This is a genomic window from Mucilaginibacter gossypiicola, assembly GCF_900110105.1.
Taxonomy (GTDB): Bacteria; Bacteroidota; Bacteroidia; order Sphingobacteriales; family Sphingobacteriaceae; genus Mucilaginibacter; species Mucilaginibacter gossypiicola.
Map to the genome: position 1 here is coordinate 369263 of NZ_FOCL01000007.1, position 17458 is coordinate 386720.

Below are 17458 nucleotides of genomic sequence, written 5' to 3' on the forward strand. Positions count from 1 at the left end.
TTAATAACCAGGATTTTGATGCCCGGCAACCAATGGGTTGTTATCCAGTTCGGCCTGTGGTATAGGTAACAATTCGTCCCGGCCTGCTTTGAAGTTGGCAATCGGCTCTGTTGTAAAATAGCCTTTTTTTCGCCACCTTAAAATGTCGATGTTGCGTAGTTCTTCATCACCCAACTCAACCATTTTTTCGTGCATAATGGCTTTGGTTACATCGGCTTTTGAACCAACCGGATATTGAGCCGTTGGATAAGAAGGCATGGCAACATCAGCCCTTGCACGTATCATGTTAAGGTAGTTTACAGCTCCGGCTATATCGCCTGTTTCATTGGCACATTCGGCAAGGTTAAGTAAGACTTCCGAATAGCGTATAATACGCTGATTGTTACCTCCTGGATGAAAACTTGCTGTTGAGGCGCTTTCCTGGTAAATGATCATAAATTTGCGCCAGCTGATCTTTTTGGTAACGCCGTGAAGTACCGATGAGTTACCGTTTTGATCAGCATCGGTTAAAACGCTTGCTCCGTTGTTATAAACATCCCCGCTTTGATAAACGCTATATGAGAAACGCGGGTCTGTTTTTGCTGCGCCGGTAGCAGTACTTTCAAATTCGTTCAGGTATTTATTGGAAGGAATAAGATTTCTCCAGGCAACAGGGCAATATTCCTGATTTCTTACAGTTGATTGTGCCTCTGTGGCGCTTTCACCACCCCAGTTGTAGCCGTTATCGCCTTTATCTACAAATACAACCTCAAAAATTGATTCCTGATTGAATTCGGTTGCTATTTCAAAATTGTCGAGATAGCGGGGAGTGAGCGAATAACCGTCGGCTCCGCTGGTAGGTATTTTAAGTAGGGCGGCTTTAGCTCCGGCATAATCACCTTGCTGCATCAACACCCTGCCCAGCATAGCGTTGGCAGCAGCAGCTGTGGCTCTTCCTTTATCGGTAGCCGATTTTCCCGGCAATACTGCCGCGGCATCCGTCAGGTCCTGAATTATTTGAGCGTAAACGGCGGCAACATCGGCACGCGGTTTAAAGTCAGTAGGGTTTTTGGGAACCGATGTTACCAGCGGAACGCCTCCCCACATGCTAACCAGGTCGAAATAAGCCCAGGCGCGTAAAAATTTTGCCTCACCAACTGATTTTTTAGCGTCGGCCGGATCGTCAGTCACGTTTGATGCATTGTCGGTTACCACGTTTGCGCGGAATATAACGGTGTACCAGCCATTCCATACAGAATTCATTACCGAATTTGTAGGGTCGTCGGTATTGTTGATTAATTGAAGCCTCGGTGCTTCCAGCTGGCCGCCGCCGGGTGCCACTTCATCGCTCCTGGTATCGTGCAGGTAATACCACTCACGGGATACCAGGTTGTTTTGGTGCATCACAGCATAAATTGCATTAACACCCGCTTTTAACTGCGCCGCTGTTTTATAATAATTGCCAGTTGTAAGGTTGTTTGGATCAGAAGTATCTAATGCCGATTTTTTACACGACAATACAATCACCGTTACGGTTAATAAGATAACGGCAGACAATAAATAAATTTTTCGTTTCATAATATACCAATTTGATGATTGTTAAAATGTTGCCTGTAAACCTGCCTGGAACACGCGTGGTGTAGGATACTGACCATAGTCGATACCATTGGTAAGTGTTCCGTTTTTAGAACCAACCTCCGGATCAAGCCCGGTGTATTTGGTAATAGTGAACAGGTTGGTTGATGATACATAAATCCTCACTTTGCTTACTAAATTGTTTGTTGATGACCTAAGCCAGGTCTGTGGCAAGTTATAACCCAGCTGAAGGTTTTTTAAACGTAAATATGAGCCGCTTTCAACCCAGCGTGATGATGGCCTTACGTTGGAGTTTGGATCGCCTGAAATAGCTCTTGGAATATCGGTGTTGGTATTGGTAGGCGTCCATGCCCTGAGTACATTAACATCTGAGTTAAATAACCTCGACATGCCTTCGGCTATAATTTTTTCGGCATTAAATATTTTGTTACCATATACTCCCTGGAAAAACAAAGCAAGATCAAAATTCTTGTAACTGGCAGTGTAGTTTAATGAATAGGTAAATTTAGGAAGATAGCTACCCAGGTTAACCCGGTCATTAGCGTCAATTACACCATCTTTGTTAACATCTTTAAATTTTAAGTCGCCAGGTGCCGCACCTGTTTGGGTAGCATGGCCGCTTACATCTGCAGCATTTTGGAATATTCCTTCAACCACATAACCATAAAAATATTGAATTGGCTGACCAACTGAAGTATTGGTGATAGGGCCGCCGCCGCCAAAATCTGCATCGCCACCAGCTGTTATTGTTCCGTTAGCGGCTCCGGTCAGGGAAAGTACTTTATTTCTGCTTAGTCCGAATACTCCTGTTATGTCATATCTAAACTCGCCGCTTGTTTTGTGATAGCCCGCGGTTAACTCAAACCCTTTGTTTTGCATTGACCCTACGTTTGCAATCGGCGCGCCAACTCCCTGGCTGGGCGGTGCCGGTACAGTTAAAATCAAACCGTCGGTTTTTCTTTTGTAAACCTCAGCTGATAGGGTAAATGCGTTCTGGAATAAGCCTAAGTCGAAGCCAATATTTGTTGACTTAGTTTTTTCCCAATGCAGGAAATAATTACTTAAGTTACTGTAAAAGGAACCGTTACCAGAGTTAACTCCTGTTGCCAAATTGCCAAATGGGTATGTTGTGCCGCCTGCCGAAACATTGGAAACATAAGGGTAATTTCCTAATACCGTTCCGTTTATGCCTGTAACGCCGTAACCTGCCCTTAATTTAAATTCGCTTATTGATTTAATTCCTTTCATGAAGCTTTCCTGGTCAACCTTCCAGCCAACTGAGGCAGCGGGGAAATTCTCGTATTTATGCCCGGGAGCCCAAACCGATAAGCCATCGCGGCGTATTGAACCGGAAACTAAATATTTCCCTTCAAAATCATATCCCACCCGGCCTACTAACGAATGTAATACGTTGGTAGTGTAAGTATAATCTGTTGTTATGTTTGTAGCGTTGTGCAGTGTACGTATGGTATTGTTGTTTTGATTACCAAAAGAGTTTTGGCTGTCACCGCGATTGGTTTGCACTTCGTAAACTGCTATGGCCGACACGTGGTGTTTAGCGGCGAAGGTGTGATCAAAAGTTAACTGCTGCGTATAAAGCGTAGTAGTTCCGCTATTGGTATTTTCGGTAATGGAAGCAAGCGGGCTGCTTGAGGTACCGCCATCATTATAAATTGGGGTATATTGCTCCTGCCTGTTTGTTCCGTAATCAATACCATAGGTTGAGTTAAATTTAAGCCATGGCGTAAACTTAACCGTTAAATAGGCGTTGCCGCGGATACCTACACCAAGATTTCTGTTTTCGTTAATCAAGGCCTGCTCTACAGGGTTTACCGGGTCGGCCCCGTCAAAGCTGCTCTGCGGACCGAAAAAGCCCCCCATATTGTTAGGATTGTAAACAGGTAAGTACGGTTGCATCCTGATTACGTTGGTAATGGGCGTTCTGTTACCCGGGGGGATCCCGAAGCGCTGGCGGGTAACCGAAGTGTTAAATGTTTCGCCAATTGTAATAAACTTATTTATGTTGTGATCAGAATTTATTCTGAAGTTTTTACGGCTGAAATTTGTACCTACGGTAATACCATCCTGATCAAAATAACCGGCAGATGTAAAGATCCTCGAGTTCTCATTTCCACCGCTTACCGAAACGGTGTGTTGTTGTAAAACTCCGTTCTTGAAATAAGCATCCTGCCAGTCGGTATTGGTTTGTGCAAAAGTTTGTGAAGAGCCTGCATAAATAGGGAGGTTAAAATTGGCAGGTTGCAAACGCGGCGGCAGGCCTATACCGGCGGCGCCGTTTAAAGCCCTTTCGTATTGCAGGTATTGATTTGTATTAAGCAAATCATAAGTTTTAGTGACCTTTTGAACGCCCGCATATGAATCGAAGCCAACCTGGATTTTGCCGGTGGAACCTTTTTTGGTTGTTATAATAATTACACCGTTAGTTGCCCGTGAACCGTAGATAGCTGCGGCGCTCGCATCCTTAAGTACATCAACTGATTGGATATCCCTGGGATCAAGACTGCCGATAGAACCCGGGAAACCGTCAATAATATACAGGGGATCGGCTCCGTAGCCTATTGAGCTTACACCACGGATCTGAACAATCGGCGCGCTGCCAGGCGAGCCGTTATTGGTAACCGTTAAACCCGATACACGGCCCTGCAAGGCCTGGTCAACACCGCCAACAGGCAAGGCGGAAATAGTTTTGCTGTTTACCGATGAAACGGCCCCGGTTACACTGGCACGCTTTTGTGTTCCATAACCTACAACAACAATCTCGTTAAGTGCCTTTGAATCCCCCTTTAAAGACACATTGATTACAGATTGGCCTGAAACAGCCACTTCTGTTGAAGCAAAGCCAACAAAGCTAAAAACAAGTATGGCCTGCTCGTTAGGTACTTCAATACGGAAGGTACCATTACTACTGGTTCCCACCGCAGTGGTTGTACCTTTTATAGTAACAGTTACTCCGGCCAGGGCTGCACCGCTCTCGTCGGTTACTTTACCGGTTATAACCCTTGCTGGCTCCGGTTTTGTTGCAATATGAGTCATGCGCCACGAAACAGCAGGAGTGTTAGCCGCAAACGCATAATTGGTAATAGTTATAAATACTATTATGGCCGTCATTCTCATGAAAGTGTTTAGTAAATATTTTTTTTTCATATTTTGGTTAATTAATTGGATATATTAATTGGTGTTAGGTTAGTTTTTGCCAACTACCTAATAATGAAGGAACCCCATCTTTAATGGTTGGGTCTGTGTGTCAAAACTCCTTATGATAATGGTTCATAGCCGTTGATGAAGGTTTATTTGGCTTGATAAAAGGCCGTTTACTTGGTTGACTGCTTACCGGTAGCGTATATTAAAAAATGAATTTTATTAACCCATTGCCATCTGTTAATAACAGGCACCGGTGTAGTTTAATGCGGGTTAGAGGCGCTAACCGGCAAAACAGGATTATCTTGTTATTTTCCCATAATGAAGCGTATAAAATGTTCGCAATCGATTGTATAGTTGAACCAGTTTTTACATTCCTGCATACATTTAATAAAAATATACAAGGATACTTAGCCTTAATAAATTAAAACTCAGAATACCGGTTAGCTTTGTTTGTTTATAAGTTGGCAGCTGTTGTTACAGATTTTAGCAGCTTTACTGGAGGTAAAATTAATTTTGAGGCAAAGTTTGATACCTCATTTTTTATCATAAAAATACAACATTTGTCAACTTTAGCCTATGATCATTGGCATTTTTGATTGCTGTAAGCCAAAATGTTGTCGTGAGCAATAAGTGATGCGATGCAACAAGTGCTGGGGTTTCTGGTTTTGTAAAAGAACAAGTGATCTCGTGATTAGAATTGACGTTCCGGCTTACTTGAACATTCTATTCCGCGCACTTTAGACCAATGAGTTGTGTTGATGGATTTTGATTTTTAATATTTAAAGCAGCGCGTTAGCATGGTCAAAGTGTAACGGAACACTTGGAACTTTTTTTGGAACGCTTTGATGAATGCCTCTGGAATGTCCACTCCAACAACCAACAACGGCGGCGCAATAAATTACAATACGCCGATAAAAGATCACGAGCCGGTACCGAATATCACGAATAATGATCCGGACTTAATTTGGTGAAACAACAATACCACAACTTTCCCCGCCCAGGCACTTCCGACCTGGAATAACATTTTTCTTCTTAAAATCTTTAAAAAATGCCTTTAAAGCCATGAAAAAAGCCCTTAGCAGCGACGCTAAGGGCTTGGGAATTTTAGTTTTCCTACAAGGGCTCGAACCTCAATCTTCAGAGCCAGAATCTGACGTGATACCATTACACCATAGGAAAATAACAGAACACCTGCACCGCAAAAAATGATGCGTTTTGTTCAGTGCAAATATACTAAATGCGCAAATCGATGTAAAGTCCGTTTTTGAAAAAAGCCGTAACCAGGTTAACTGATTACGGCTTTTTTACAGTAGGATTATTTGCTGTTTAGTCCTCGTTCACGAACGAACGCAGCATCCAGGTATTTTTTTCGTTGAATTGCATGAAACGGTTGATCATATCATTGGTACCGTCATCGCCGGCATCGGCAGTGATATTCAATATTTCGCGTTCCATTTTTATGAGTGCAGCCAGATCTTCAATAATGGCTTTCACCATTAGGGTGTCTTTTAAGCCAATGGTTGGGATTTCTTTAATGCTTGATGTTTCGATATAATCTTTAAACGTGCTGATAGGAGGTTTGCCAAGGCTCAGGATCCTTTCGGCAAGCTCATCAATGGTAACAAGCGCTGCCGTATATAATTCTTCAAATTTGAGGTGCAGGGTAAAAAAGCTTGTGCCTTTAACGTTCCAATGGCAGCCGCGCAGTTTTTGGTAGTGGATGTGGTAATTGGCCAGCAGGTCGTTCAGGTGGTCAACTACCGGTTTTACTTTAACTTCTTCGAGGCTTATTTCTTTAGCGTTCATAAATAAATGTGATGTTTTTAAGTGTAACATGCCTCTGCAGGCAATGTTTGGTAAAGATAAACAGTTTTGATTTTAATGAGCATATTTGCAAACTTTATGACTGCGCTTTTACCCTTTATCAGCAAAATTTACCCGGCCCCGGTTTGGCGTATGGAAATCGACGAAAGCAGCCAAACGCTGTTTCTCGAGATCAGGGACCATGCCGATAAACAGGTTGGTTTTTCGGCCCTGAGCCTGCAAAACGGTGATATTTATTTTGAGGGTTTAACTACCCCCGAGCGCTGGCTTACCGGTATTGAAGCAGCTTATAATGGCGTGTTGCTGCTGCATAATTATCAGTCGGCAACAGGGCCGGTACATAAAGGCATCACCGCTATTGAGGCTGTATCTGGTAAAGAATTATGGAGCAATTTTACTTTGGCGTTTGATCATCTTTCGGTAAACGGGCCAATAGTGTATAACGCGCAGTTGCAGCCAAAGAAATTATTTTTAATTGATGTTAAAACAGGCAATGCGCTAAGGGCATATGAGCCTGTGATTGATCAGCCGCTGAATAATCAGATCGTAAGCCCTGAATTATTACCAGCAACGGCGGTAAATAATTTGTATTTACCCCTTAGTGTACATGCAAATGCGGTGCATTATATCAGTTACAATGGTTTCAGAATTGTATCTTTGCACACGCTTTTGCAGGAGCATCTTGAACAGCACTTGTTTGTATTTAACGAGGAGTGTACCCTTTTGTATCACGATTTGTTAAACAACGCTATACAAAAAATGCAACCCGAGGCGTTTGTACTACATAATAATCAGCTCATCTATTTAAAAAACAGATCGGGCTTAATAGTGTTGAACTTGTAAATTACTGTATTATAATTTATTATGAAATTTAAGATTTTATTATTGGTCACTCCTTTACTCACATTCTCCATATCGCTTTTTGCAAACCCGCTTGTTGATTCAGTAGGTGTTGAAAACCTTAACGGTAAAAAAGTGATCGTTCACAAACTCGATCCCAAAGATAATTACTACTCTATAGGCCGCCGCTACAATGTTAGCCCCAAAGCCATTATACAATTTAATAACAATGCGCCCCTTAAAATTGGCGGTATTGTAAAAGTACCTACCGAATTACCTTTTTCGGGCGAAGCTACTGCACCAGTAAAACAAGTAGTGACAACTCCAGCTCCTGCACAACAAAAGCCGGTTACCCAAGCTCCAGTTCAGCAAAATAAGCCGCAGGTTCAGCCTCCGGTAAGTTCGCCTGCACCGGTAGCTCAAACCACTGCGGCAAAACCACAGCAGGCTCCGGCTGATACCGTAAAAAAAGTGAGTATGCTTAACGTGCAGCAATACAAAGTATCAGCAGGCGAAACCTTGTTTTCTATCGCCAAGCGATTTAATACTTCGGTGGATGATATCAAGTCGCTTAATAAATTAGGTTCTGATTCTTTGGCGCCTAACCAGGTTATCAATGTGCGCACCGGTTTGCCTCCTCAAGAAACTAAAGAGCCGGTGATGCAGCGTGATTCAACTTCGGTTGCAGCACAGCAGGATACAACCGGCGGCGATCATGGTAAAGCAAACCGTTTTGGACTGTACGAAAAGGTTGAAAAAGGTGTAGCCACCTGGATGGACGATGCCAGCTTAGATCCTAAAAAGGAATTGGTACTGCACCGTACAGCGCCAATCGGCACTATCATCAAAATTACAAACCCTATGAACAATCATACCACCTTTGCAAAGGTTGTTGGCCGTTTTACCGATAACGAAACAAACAAAAATGTTTTGATCATTATGACCAAAAATACTGCCGATGCTTTAGGTGCTTTAGATAAACGTTTCCAGGTAAATATCAGCTACGGCAGCCCGAATGAATAAACCGTATATTATTGGAATTGCCGGCGGAAGCGGGTCGGGCAAAACCTTTTTTTTGAAGTGCTTTTTAGAACATTTTACTGCCGACGAGGTAAGCCTCGTATCGCAGGATGATTATTACATCCCGGTAGCGCATAACATGACCAAAGAGGAGAACAAGGAATATAACTTTGATCTTCCTTCAACTATTGATCACGAACATTTTCAGCAGGATATCAGCAAGCTCCTAAATAAGGAAGCTATCCTGAAACAGGAATATACTTTTAACAATCCAGATGCTATCCCTAAAATGATAGAGATCAAGCCCGCGCCTATTTTAATAGTGGAAGGCTTGTTTATCCTGCATTTTAAAGATATTTCCGAACTGCTCGACCTGAAAGTTTTTATTGGTGCCGACGAAGATGTAGCCCTGCAGCGCCGCCTTAAACGCGACCTGATAGAACGCGGCTATTCGCACGATGATGTGATGTACAAATGGATCAATCACGTGGTGCCGGCTTATAAAGAATACCTGTTGCCCTACAAAGATGAATGCGACCGCGTGATCACCAACAATACCCACGTTGCCGAAGATATCATGGTAATAACAGAAGAAATTTCGGCCGATTTAAGGAAGAAGCTTTTTTAACAGTTGAGAACTACTGTCTAATAAAAACCGTCATTGCGAGGTACGAAGCAATCCCCGACTTGCAGAGCCATTCTGTATAGTTCGCGATTGCTTCGTACCTCGCAATGACGGTTGAGTGATGGATTAAACCGCTATTTCCGGAATCTCCCCCTCCACAATAAGCGTACCCGCTGTAGCCTGTTTTATTTCCTCAACACTTACACCCGGCGCACGCTCTATGAGCCTGAAACCGCCTTCGGGCAAAACATCATATACACCAAGCTCGGTCACGATTTTTTTAACACAGTGTACGCCGGTTAGGGGTAGGGTGCATTGGGGGAGCAACTTTGATTCTCCCGCTTTGTTCACCTGCTGCATAGCTACGATGATATTTTCGGCCGATGCTACCAAATCCATAGCGCCCCCCATGCCTTTAACCATTTTACCGGGAATTTTCCAGTTGGCGATATCGCCGTTTTCGGATACTTCCATAGCGCCGAGGATAGTTAGGTTCACCTTTTTTGCCCTGATCATTCCAAAGCTCATTGCCGAATCAAATATGGCCGAGCCGGGCAGCATGGTAATGGTTTGTTTCCCTGCGTTAATGATATCAGGATCTTCCTCTCCCTCAAAAGGGAAAGGCCCCATGCCTAATAGACCATTTTCGGATTGGAGTACTACATCCATTGTATCCGGAATATAGTTGGCTACCAGCGTAGGGATGCCAATGCCAAGATTAACATAGTAACCATCTTTTATTTCTTTCGCAATTCGCTTTGCGATGCCTTGTTTATCTAACATAAATTCTTTCATCTAAACATGTCATTGCGAGGAGGAACGACGAAGCAATCGCATGCTATACAGAGATACTTGCACAGCCGCTCTGCCAATCGGGGATTGCTTCGTGCCTCGCAATGACGGGTGGTTAAGTGTTTTTATTGTTTACTCCTTACTGTTGCATGTTCAATCCGTTTCTCGTAATCTACACCCTTAAAAATCCGGTGCACATAAATGCCGGGAGTATGGATATGATCCGGGTCAAGTTCGCCGGGTTGTACAAGCTCTTCTACCTCGGCAATAGTTATTTTACCGGCCATGGCCATAACCGGGTTAAAATTGCGTGCGGTTGACCGGTACACGAGGTTACCCATGGTATCACCTTTCCAGGCTTTTACGATAGCAAAATCCGCATCAAAAGCCATCTCCATTAAGTAATCTTTACCGTTAAAGTTGCGTACTTCTTTACCCTCAGCCACTTCAGTGCCAATACCGGCCGGGGTGAATATCGCAGGCATACCATAACCGGCCGCCATGCAACGGGTGGCCAAAGTGCCCTGAGGTATAAGCTCAACTTCAAGTTCGCCGCTTAATAGCTGACGTTCAAATTCGGCGTTTTCACCCACGTACGATGAGATCATTTTTTTTACCTGGCGCTGCTTCAGCATCAAACCAATGCCAAAGTCATCAACCCCGGCATTGTTGGATATACACGTGAGTTGCTTAACCCCCTTTTTTACCAGTGCGGCTATACAATTTTCGGGCAATCCGCATAAACCAAAGCCGCCCAGCATAAGGGTCATGCCATCGGTAATGTCGCGGATGGCCTCGTCGGCACCACTAACTACTTTATTCATATATTATAATTGGTTGTTATAAAAATAAGTAAAATAAGCCTAAAGCTTATTGTTATGTAGATAACTTATTAGGGCAGGTTTGTGTTTTATGGATGTGGGGAATATTATTTGATTTAGCTAATGTTTTGCAGGATGAAATGGCACCTGGGCAACCGGAGGCACAAGTCAGCCATGCACAATCCTACACACAAGACTTGGGCCAGTAGAGGGTTACAAAACGAGCTCAAAAAATCATGTCATTGAGGAGGACGACGAAGCAATCGCATGCTATACAGGGCGGCTCTGCTTCCGTGCGATTGCCGCGCTACGCTCGCAATGACATGGTTTTTCTTTTTTCTTGCGCTCGTTTGCAACGAGTGCTTAACATGGGTTAGCGTTTATAACGCGACTGGCGATGCAATCGCCTAACCAAATTAAGCGCTCGTTACAAACGAGCGCAAGTTATAGATGTGAAACGCGGCGACGTGGCAATCTCGTCGTTTTGCAATCCGAAAAGCATATCCGCCCTGTATTGCTACGAGATTGCCGCGCTACGCAATGACATGGGTTTATATACTACCACTTAACCGTCTTTTCCAAAAAAGCGATCAGGTCATCGGCCATAGCCTGTTGTTCTTTCAGGCTTGGGTGCCCCGGCGTGTTTTTGTATGGGATAAAGTGAGTATAAATCTGCTTATCGTTAAGCGCAGTAACGGCTTTTTCAATATATCCCGGCCATGGTGATCCTGCTTTGGTTGCATCCATGCTGCCTAAAGCACAAACGATCTGCGCTTTGGGATAAACCTTGCGGATGTTTTTTACAAACTCTTTGTAAGCTTTGATTATCTGTTCCGGTTCCGGTGCTTTGCTACCAAAACGTTCTTTAAATTGCGGGTTATTAGGCTGGTTTACAATCCATGAATCATTTTGGAAGAGGTTGATCACCACTACATCGGGTGTATATTTTTTAAAGTTCCAGATGCTTGTTGGATCTGTTGGATCGAGGCGGTTATACATCTCCGGCATAATAAGCGGGAACCAGCTTACCGTGATGCCAATGCCGCTTTTTGAGGTACAAACATATTGCGCATCAAAATGACGGGCGGTTAAGGCAGCATAACTCAGGTAGCCGTTTTCGTAAGGGGCGCTGCCGCGATCCTGCCCGGTTGTATCTTCATCGGCATAACCGCAGGTAATGGAATTACCAAAAAATTCGATCTTGCGTTTTTTTGCCTCTGGTGGGGCTAACGCCGTGGCTTCTTTAGCTAAGGTAAACTGATAAAAAAGTGTTTTCCCTTTGTCCCATTCGGTGCGTTTAAATAACTCAAGGGTGTGCTTCCCTGCAGGTAAGTTTTCGGCGAGGGTATAGGCTTGTTTGGTGTTATCTAAATGAATAGTGTTGATCACTTTGTCATCAACAATGATGGTGTAATAATTTTCGCCTCGCTCGTCCTGCATCAGGGCTGATGCGCCGGTACCATTAAAGTTGATCTTTAGGGATGAGCCTGTCCAGTACAGTTCGGCAGCCTCGTCGGTTTGATTGATTCGCCCGGTATAGCGGATGCGTTGATCTTTGCTTTTTAAAATAACGCTTTGAGCGGCGCAGCTTGTTATTGAAGCGGTAAATGCAATAAAAAGTACGAGGAAATATAGTTTGCGCATTTTATTAGGGTTTGGCTGCCCTAAAAATAGGAAACTTATATAGAAAGCAGATAGGCTATTAACCTATCCGCTAAATATTTGTTAAGAAAGTATTATTCAATCGGCATCCCGAATTGCAGCAGGTAACCGTTGTAATCAAAAACGCCAAACTCGCGCATACCGTAATTGAAATCTTCAATAGGGTAACAAATTACAGCCCTATCCTTCAGTTCACTCCATAAAAAATCAACTTTATCGGTACGGATATAGAAAGAGCCGGTAAATTTAGGCACAGTGAATGAGGTGTTATCAACAGGTAAAGCCAGCATGATCTCAATATCATCGCGACTTACCGTAGCCCATCCCCAGTCTTCGTCATAACCAACACAAGTGAACCCGAGGTTATTTATATAGAAATCAACACTTTCCCGTACCTGCCGGGTGTATAACATAGGAGCAATAGATTTTAAAGACATATTTGAAATAAGTTAAGGTTGAATTATTGCTAATAAATTGAGAACCGTCATTGCGAGGTACGAAGCAATCCCAAACTATACAGAGCGGCTCTGCTTATCGGGGATTGCTTCGTTCCTCGCAATGACGCTTTTTGAGTGGTTTCTTAACCTTCCGTTTACTTCAAATATACATAAGTTATTCCATCTCCGCCGCGATCAGCATGTTCATCCTCCATACGGTCAACTTGCTCGTACTTTTTGAGGTATTGCCTGATCATTTTGCGCAAAATGCCATCGCCCTTACCATGAATAATTTTAAGGTTATTAAAGCCCATCATCAACGCACGGTCAAATAGTTTTTCAATGGCGTGCAGCGCATCTTCAGTGCGCTGGCCACGCACATCAATCTCCGGACTAAAACTGGCCATATCATTGGTTTGCGAACTGAAATTGCGCCTGATCTCTTTAGGAACTGATGATTTGGAAACCTTCATCACCCGTTTCTTTTTGGCAACGGTACGCAGATCGCCAATGGCAATCACTACGTTCTCTTTTATGATCTCAATCACCTGACCTGTAGTTTCTGAATCGGTAAGCTTTACCCAGTCGCCCGGTTTCAATTCCTCATCGGCAGGTGCTGCAGGTTTCGGCGTCTCGACTTTGACTGTGTTCTTTTTAAGCTCAACATTAAGGTTTTCGCGCAGTTGCTTTGTTTTCTCCTTATCGGCATTGCTGCTCTTAATTTCAGAAATGGTATTTTCAACCAGCTTATTGGCGTTCAGAATAATGTTTTTGGCCTGGTCTTTAGCTTCTTTAATAAGCGTACGTTTGTTTTCTTCGAGATAGCTTTTTAGTTTCTCGTTTTCGGCCAAAAGTTCATTTACCTTGCGTTGTTGCTTATCCAGCTTTTGTTTAGTTTCAAAAATAGAACGTTTTTCGCGCTCCAGATCAACCAGCAGGGTGTCAACCTTTTTTTGCCCTTCGCTTATTTTGTTTTTGGCGAGGTTAAGGACATTTGCCGGTAAGCCAATTTTTTGGGCGATTTCAAAAGCATACGAACTGCCGGGCTTACCAATCTCTAACTGGTACAAAGGCCTCATCTCGATATTATTAAATAACATCGATGCATTTTCAATGCCTTCGGTATTGCTGGCGAATATTTTAAGGTTAGAGTAGTGGGTGGTTACCATGCCCTTAACCTTTTTTTGGTTAAGTGATTCAAGCACAGCTTCGGCAATGGGCCCGCCAAATTGGGGGTCGGTACCGGTACCAAACTCATCTATCAGGATCAGGGTTTTACCGTTCGCCTGCTCCACAAAATTTTTCATTTTAGACAGGTGGGCGCTATACGTACTCAAATCGCTCTCTATCGATTGGTCATCGCCTATATCAACAAAAAGCTGTTTAAATACCCCAACAATACTGGCTTCATCGGCAGGGATCAGTAGACCGGCCTGCACCATCATTTGTAATAAACCAACGGTTTTCATACAAACAGATTTACCGCCTGCGTTGGGCCCGGATACCACAATAATACGGGTACCCTCATCTATCTGCATATTAAGCGGGACAACCGTTTTTTTCTCGGCCTTAAAATTCAGGAACAACAGCGGGTGACGTGCATTATACAGCTTAACCCTGGCTTCGTTTATTACCTGCGGCATTTCGGCCTCAATATCAATGGCAAATAAGGCTTTAGCGCGAACAAAATCAAGCTTGGTTAACAAACCATGATAGGAGAGCAGTAAAGGAACGTAAGGCCTTAATTCGGTAGTTAAAGCCGTAAGGATCTTTACTATCTCGCGGCGGCGCTCAAATTCCAGGTCGCGGATGCGGTTGTTGAGCACAAAAACCTCTTCAGGCTCAATATAAACCGTTTGGCCCGATGCTGACTCGTCATGCACAAAGCCTTTGAGCTTGCGTTTGTTTTCGGCCAGCAGGGGGATCACCAATCTGCCATCGCGTACGGTTAAGGAACCATCGGCAGCCCAGCCGTTTGAGGTGGCATTTTTAAATACCATGTCAATCTTTTTGCGGGCTTCCTGCTCGGCTTTGGCAATGCCTGTGGTAATTTCCATTAGCTCGCGCGAAGCATTAGGCCTGATCTTGCCTTTTTGATCAATCACCGCATCAATCTTTTTAAGAATAGCCTTTTCAATAGGCAGGTGCTCAAAAAGGGCTTCAAGATTTGGGTACAAACCTTCACGTTCGTTAAAGTACGCTATAACGGCAAACACGGTATTCAGCGAAGCCTGAACCTGGTAAAATTCTTCTTCTGTTAAAAAAACGCCCTCAATACGGGCTTTATTGGCAAGGGACTTTATATCGAAAAAATGCTGGATGGGCAGTGCCTCATCATTAACCAGGATATTCTTAAACTCGTTTGCCTGGTTCAGGAACTTATGTATCTGGTCGTAATTGCTCATTACCTGTATCCTGTCAACCATTTGTTGACCCATTTCGCTCAGGCAATGTGCTTTTATCAGTTCTTTTATCTCGGTAAAACCCAGCTTATCTACACTATTTTGGGGGTAAAGCATCAGGTTACGGCTTTAAGTTTTTTTATTGAATCGGCTTTGTGCTTTGCCTTTCTCTTGATAAGGTCAATTCTTTTTGCCGGATCAGGTTTTTGATTGTTCTTTAAATTTTCTAATGAGTCGGCTCTGCGGGCTGCCGGGTTTTCATGTGGAGTAACTTTTTTTGCCGAATCGGTTTTAACTTTAATATTTAAGTTTTTCAACGAATCGGTTTTGCGGGCAGCCTTACTAAGTTCAGTTTGTACTTTGGCAAGCGAATCTGTTTTACTTTTAATTTTAATATCTACTTTGTCATAGATTGCCAGTAGTTTATCGGGTTGTGTAGCATAATACCGCATACTTTTGTTAAAGTGGCCCGTATCAGTATGCAGGCGTTGAAACATAGCTATGTACTTGCCTGCACCATATTTATACAAGCTATCGGGTGCCTGCATGGTGTTATAAAGGCTGCCATCGATGATGTGGATCTCGGTTAAAATCTCAGCCATCGCGTCCGGCTTAAGCACATCTCCGGGAACATTTTTGCCATTGCAGGCACATAAAAAAAGTGCTGCAGAAAAAAACAAGGTTATATATTTATGCATTCAGTAATTTAGCGGCTGATTAATTAAGCAAATTTACGGATAAATGAGCATTGCAGATAACATCAAAAGCTTAAAAAAGGAAACGGAAGCAGATAAGGTAATATTATTGGCAGTATCAAAAACAAAACCTGCCAGCGATGTGCAGGAAGCTTATGATGCGGGCCAGCGCCTTTTTGGCGAAAATATAGTGCAGGAGATGGTTGAAAAATATGAGCAGCTGCCTAAAGATATTGAATGGCATTTGATAGGCCACCTGCAAACCAACAAGGTAAAATATATTGCACCTTTTGTGAGCATGATTCAATCTGTTGATAGCCTGAAGCTTTTACACGAGATTAACAAACATGCCGAAAAAGCCGGAAGGGTGATCGACTGCCTGCTGCAGATCTACATTGCCGACGAAGAAACCAAATACGGACTGGGCTTTGATGAAGCGATAGAACTGCTTCGTTCGGACGAGTTTGCTGCGATGAAAAACGTTCGCATCCGTGGATTGATGGGCATTGCTACAAACACCGACAATGAAAAACAGATCAAGGAAGAGTATTATGAACTGAATACTTTTTTTGAAGGCATAAAAGTGAGTTATTTCCGGAAAGAGGAAAGTTTTGATATCCTGTCGATGGGTATGTCATCCGACTATAAACTGGCTATTGAACAGGGCAGTAATATGGTAAGGCTGGGCAGCACTATATTTGGTGGCAGGGTAATTAAGCATTGGAAAAATAACTGATCGGAATTTGTCTGAACCCGAATTTATGGAGTTAAAGAATGGACAGAATGAAAACACAATTCAAATAATTCGCTTAATTCCATAAATTCCGGTTCAGACATAATTAGACCGCCCGTTGTTGGTGTTGTCACCAACAACATGTTTTTTGAAGCGAAATTTAGGTGTTCAGTTTTTCAAAAACGGGTGTTCAGCTTTTAAAATTGTGAAAAGTTAAGTGATTGATTGTCAATGCTAAGTTGTTCGTTTGTTAAAAATGAACAAGAATGTTAAAAGTTAAAGTGTTGATTGCCAGCTTTGTTTTAGTTGAAGATAATTGCAAGTGTTCACACTTTAAAAAGTTGAACACCTGTTAAATAGATAGGAGGTTGTTGGTGACAACACCACTGGTGTTGGGAAGATTTTTTAGTTCCCTCCTTGGGGAGGGGTGTAGTGGGATGTGTATTGGCAGGGAGGGGTTTATGCGCCATTAAAGCAAATAAGTTTGGCGGAGAAACCCCTCCCTACACCCCTCCCAAGAGTAATAGCCCATGAATTGACATAAAAAATATGTATCTTTATGGAAATGAATATAATAGAGACGATTAGTAGATTTCCAGATCAGGCTACCTGCATAAGTTATCTTGAGCACCTAAGGTGGCAGGAAGCGCCTACATGCCCTTATTGTGGCGGAAAGCGAAGCAGCAAACGTACAGCCACCCATCGGCATCAATGCCATGAATGCAATCGTAGCTACAGTGTATTGGTTGGGACGATTTTCGAAGATACGAAGCTGCCTTTACCCAAATGGTTTCTGGCTATTAGTTTAATCCTGAATGCTAAAAAAGGCTTATCTGCCCGCCAACTTGCCAGGGATTTAGGTATCAACCG

Annotated in this window: 14 protein-coding genes; 5 read left to right on the forward strand and 9 right to left on the reverse strand. The window is 43.1% G+C overall.

The window, feature by feature from the left end:
- The 3 genes from BMX50_RS23155 to BMX50_RS23170 all read right to left on the reverse strand — a co-directional run bounded on the left by BMX50_RS23155 (nucleotide 1) and on the right by BMX50_RS23170 (nucleotide 6543).
- Nucleotides 1-1557, reverse strand: a complete 1557-nt coding sequence (locus BMX50_RS23155) for a RagB/SusD family nutrient uptake outer membrane protein (protein ID WP_091214743.1) — start codon at nucleotides 1555-1557, stop codon at nucleotides 1-3.
- A 21-nt stretch (nucleotides 1558-1578) separates the two neighbouring features.
- On the reverse strand, nucleotides 1579-4740 hold the full coding sequence (locus tag BMX50_RS23160; protein WP_091214746.1) for a SusC/RagA family TonB-linked outer membrane protein: 3162 nt from the start codon (nucleotides 4738-4740) through the stop codon (nucleotides 1579-1581).
- A gap of 1323 nt (nucleotides 4741-6063) precedes the next feature.
- Nucleotides 6064-6543: a Dps family protein gene (locus BMX50_RS23170; protein ID WP_091214864.1), complete on the reverse strand. Its 480-nt coding sequence runs from the start codon at nucleotides 6541-6543 to the stop codon at nucleotides 6064-6066.
- Nucleotides 6544-6618: 75 nt separating this feature from the next.
- Between BMX50_RS23170 and BMX50_RS23175 the strand changes: the two genes are divergently transcribed.
- The 3 genes from BMX50_RS23175 to BMX50_RS23185 are packed head-to-tail and all read left to right on the forward strand — an operon-like array spanning nucleotide 6619 to nucleotide 9049.
- Nucleotides 6619-7404, forward strand: a complete 786-nt coding sequence (locus tag BMX50_RS23175; protein WP_091214750.1) for a DUF4905 domain-containing protein — start codon at nucleotides 6619-6621, stop codon at nucleotides 7402-7404.
- Nucleotides 7405-7425: 21 nt separating this feature from the next.
- Nucleotides 7426-8424 carry a LysM peptidoglycan-binding domain-containing protein gene (locus tag BMX50_RS23180; protein WP_091214753.1) on the forward strand — a complete coding sequence of 333 codons (999 nt, stop codon included), beginning with the start codon at nucleotides 7426-7428 and terminating at the stop codon, nucleotides 8422-8424.
- The gene (locus BMX50_RS23185) at nucleotides 8417-9049 is read left to right on the forward strand and encodes a uridine kinase family protein (RefSeq protein WP_091214757.1); all 633 of its coding nucleotides are present in this window, start codon (nucleotides 8417-8419) and stop codon (nucleotides 9047-9049) included. The genes BMX50_RS23180 and BMX50_RS23185 overlap by 8 nt, the downstream gene beginning before the upstream one ends.
- A gap of 123 nt (nucleotides 9050-9172) precedes the next feature.
- Here BMX50_RS23185 and BMX50_RS23190 read toward each other — a convergent pair whose 3' ends face one another.
- From BMX50_RS23190 to BMX50_RS23215, 6 genes are all read right to left on the reverse strand, one after another.
- A complete protein-coding gene (locus BMX50_RS23190) occupies nucleotides 9173-9829 on the reverse strand; it encodes a 3-oxoacid CoA-transferase subunit B (RefSeq protein WP_091214868.1) in 657 nt (218 codons plus the stop codon).
- Nucleotides 9830-9963: 134 nt separating this feature from the next.
- Nucleotides 9964-10662: a CoA transferase subunit A gene (locus BMX50_RS23195; protein ID WP_091214761.1), complete on the reverse strand. Its 699-nt coding sequence runs from the start codon at nucleotides 10660-10662 to the stop codon at nucleotides 9964-9966.
- Nucleotides 10663-11217: 555 nt separating this feature from the next.
- Entirely contained in the window at nucleotides 11218-12303 is a 1086-nt protein-coding gene (locus BMX50_RS23200; protein ID WP_091214765.1) for an SGNH/GDSL hydrolase family protein, read from the reverse strand.
- A 92-nt stretch (nucleotides 12304-12395) separates the two neighbouring features.
- Complete coding sequence (locus BMX50_RS23205; RefSeq protein ID WP_208864777.1) at nucleotides 12396-12758, reverse strand: VOC family protein; 363 nt, start codon at nucleotides 12756-12758, stop codon at nucleotides 12396-12398.
- 155 nt (nucleotides 12759-12913) lie between these two features.
- A complete protein-coding gene (locus BMX50_RS23210; protein ID WP_091214769.1) occupies nucleotides 12914-15277 on the reverse strand; it encodes an endonuclease MutS2 in 2364 nt (787 codons plus the stop codon).
- Nucleotides 15277-15858, reverse strand: a complete 582-nt coding sequence (locus BMX50_RS23215) for a DUF4296 domain-containing protein (RefSeq protein ID WP_091214772.1) — start codon at nucleotides 15856-15858, stop codon at nucleotides 15277-15279. The genes BMX50_RS23210 and BMX50_RS23215 overlap by 1 nt, the downstream gene beginning before the upstream one ends.
- Before the next feature lie 43 nt (nucleotides 15859-15901).
- Between BMX50_RS23215 and BMX50_RS23220 the strand changes: the two genes are divergently transcribed.
- Complete coding sequence (locus BMX50_RS23220; protein WP_091214776.1) at nucleotides 15902-16591, forward strand: YggS family pyridoxal phosphate-dependent enzyme; 690 nt, start codon at nucleotides 15902-15904, stop codon at nucleotides 16589-16591.
- 556 nt (nucleotides 16592-17147) lie between these two features.
- A partial coding sequence (locus BMX50_RS23225; RefSeq protein ID WP_167668083.1) for a transposase occupies nucleotides 17148-17458 on the forward strand: 311 nt, incomplete at its 3' end.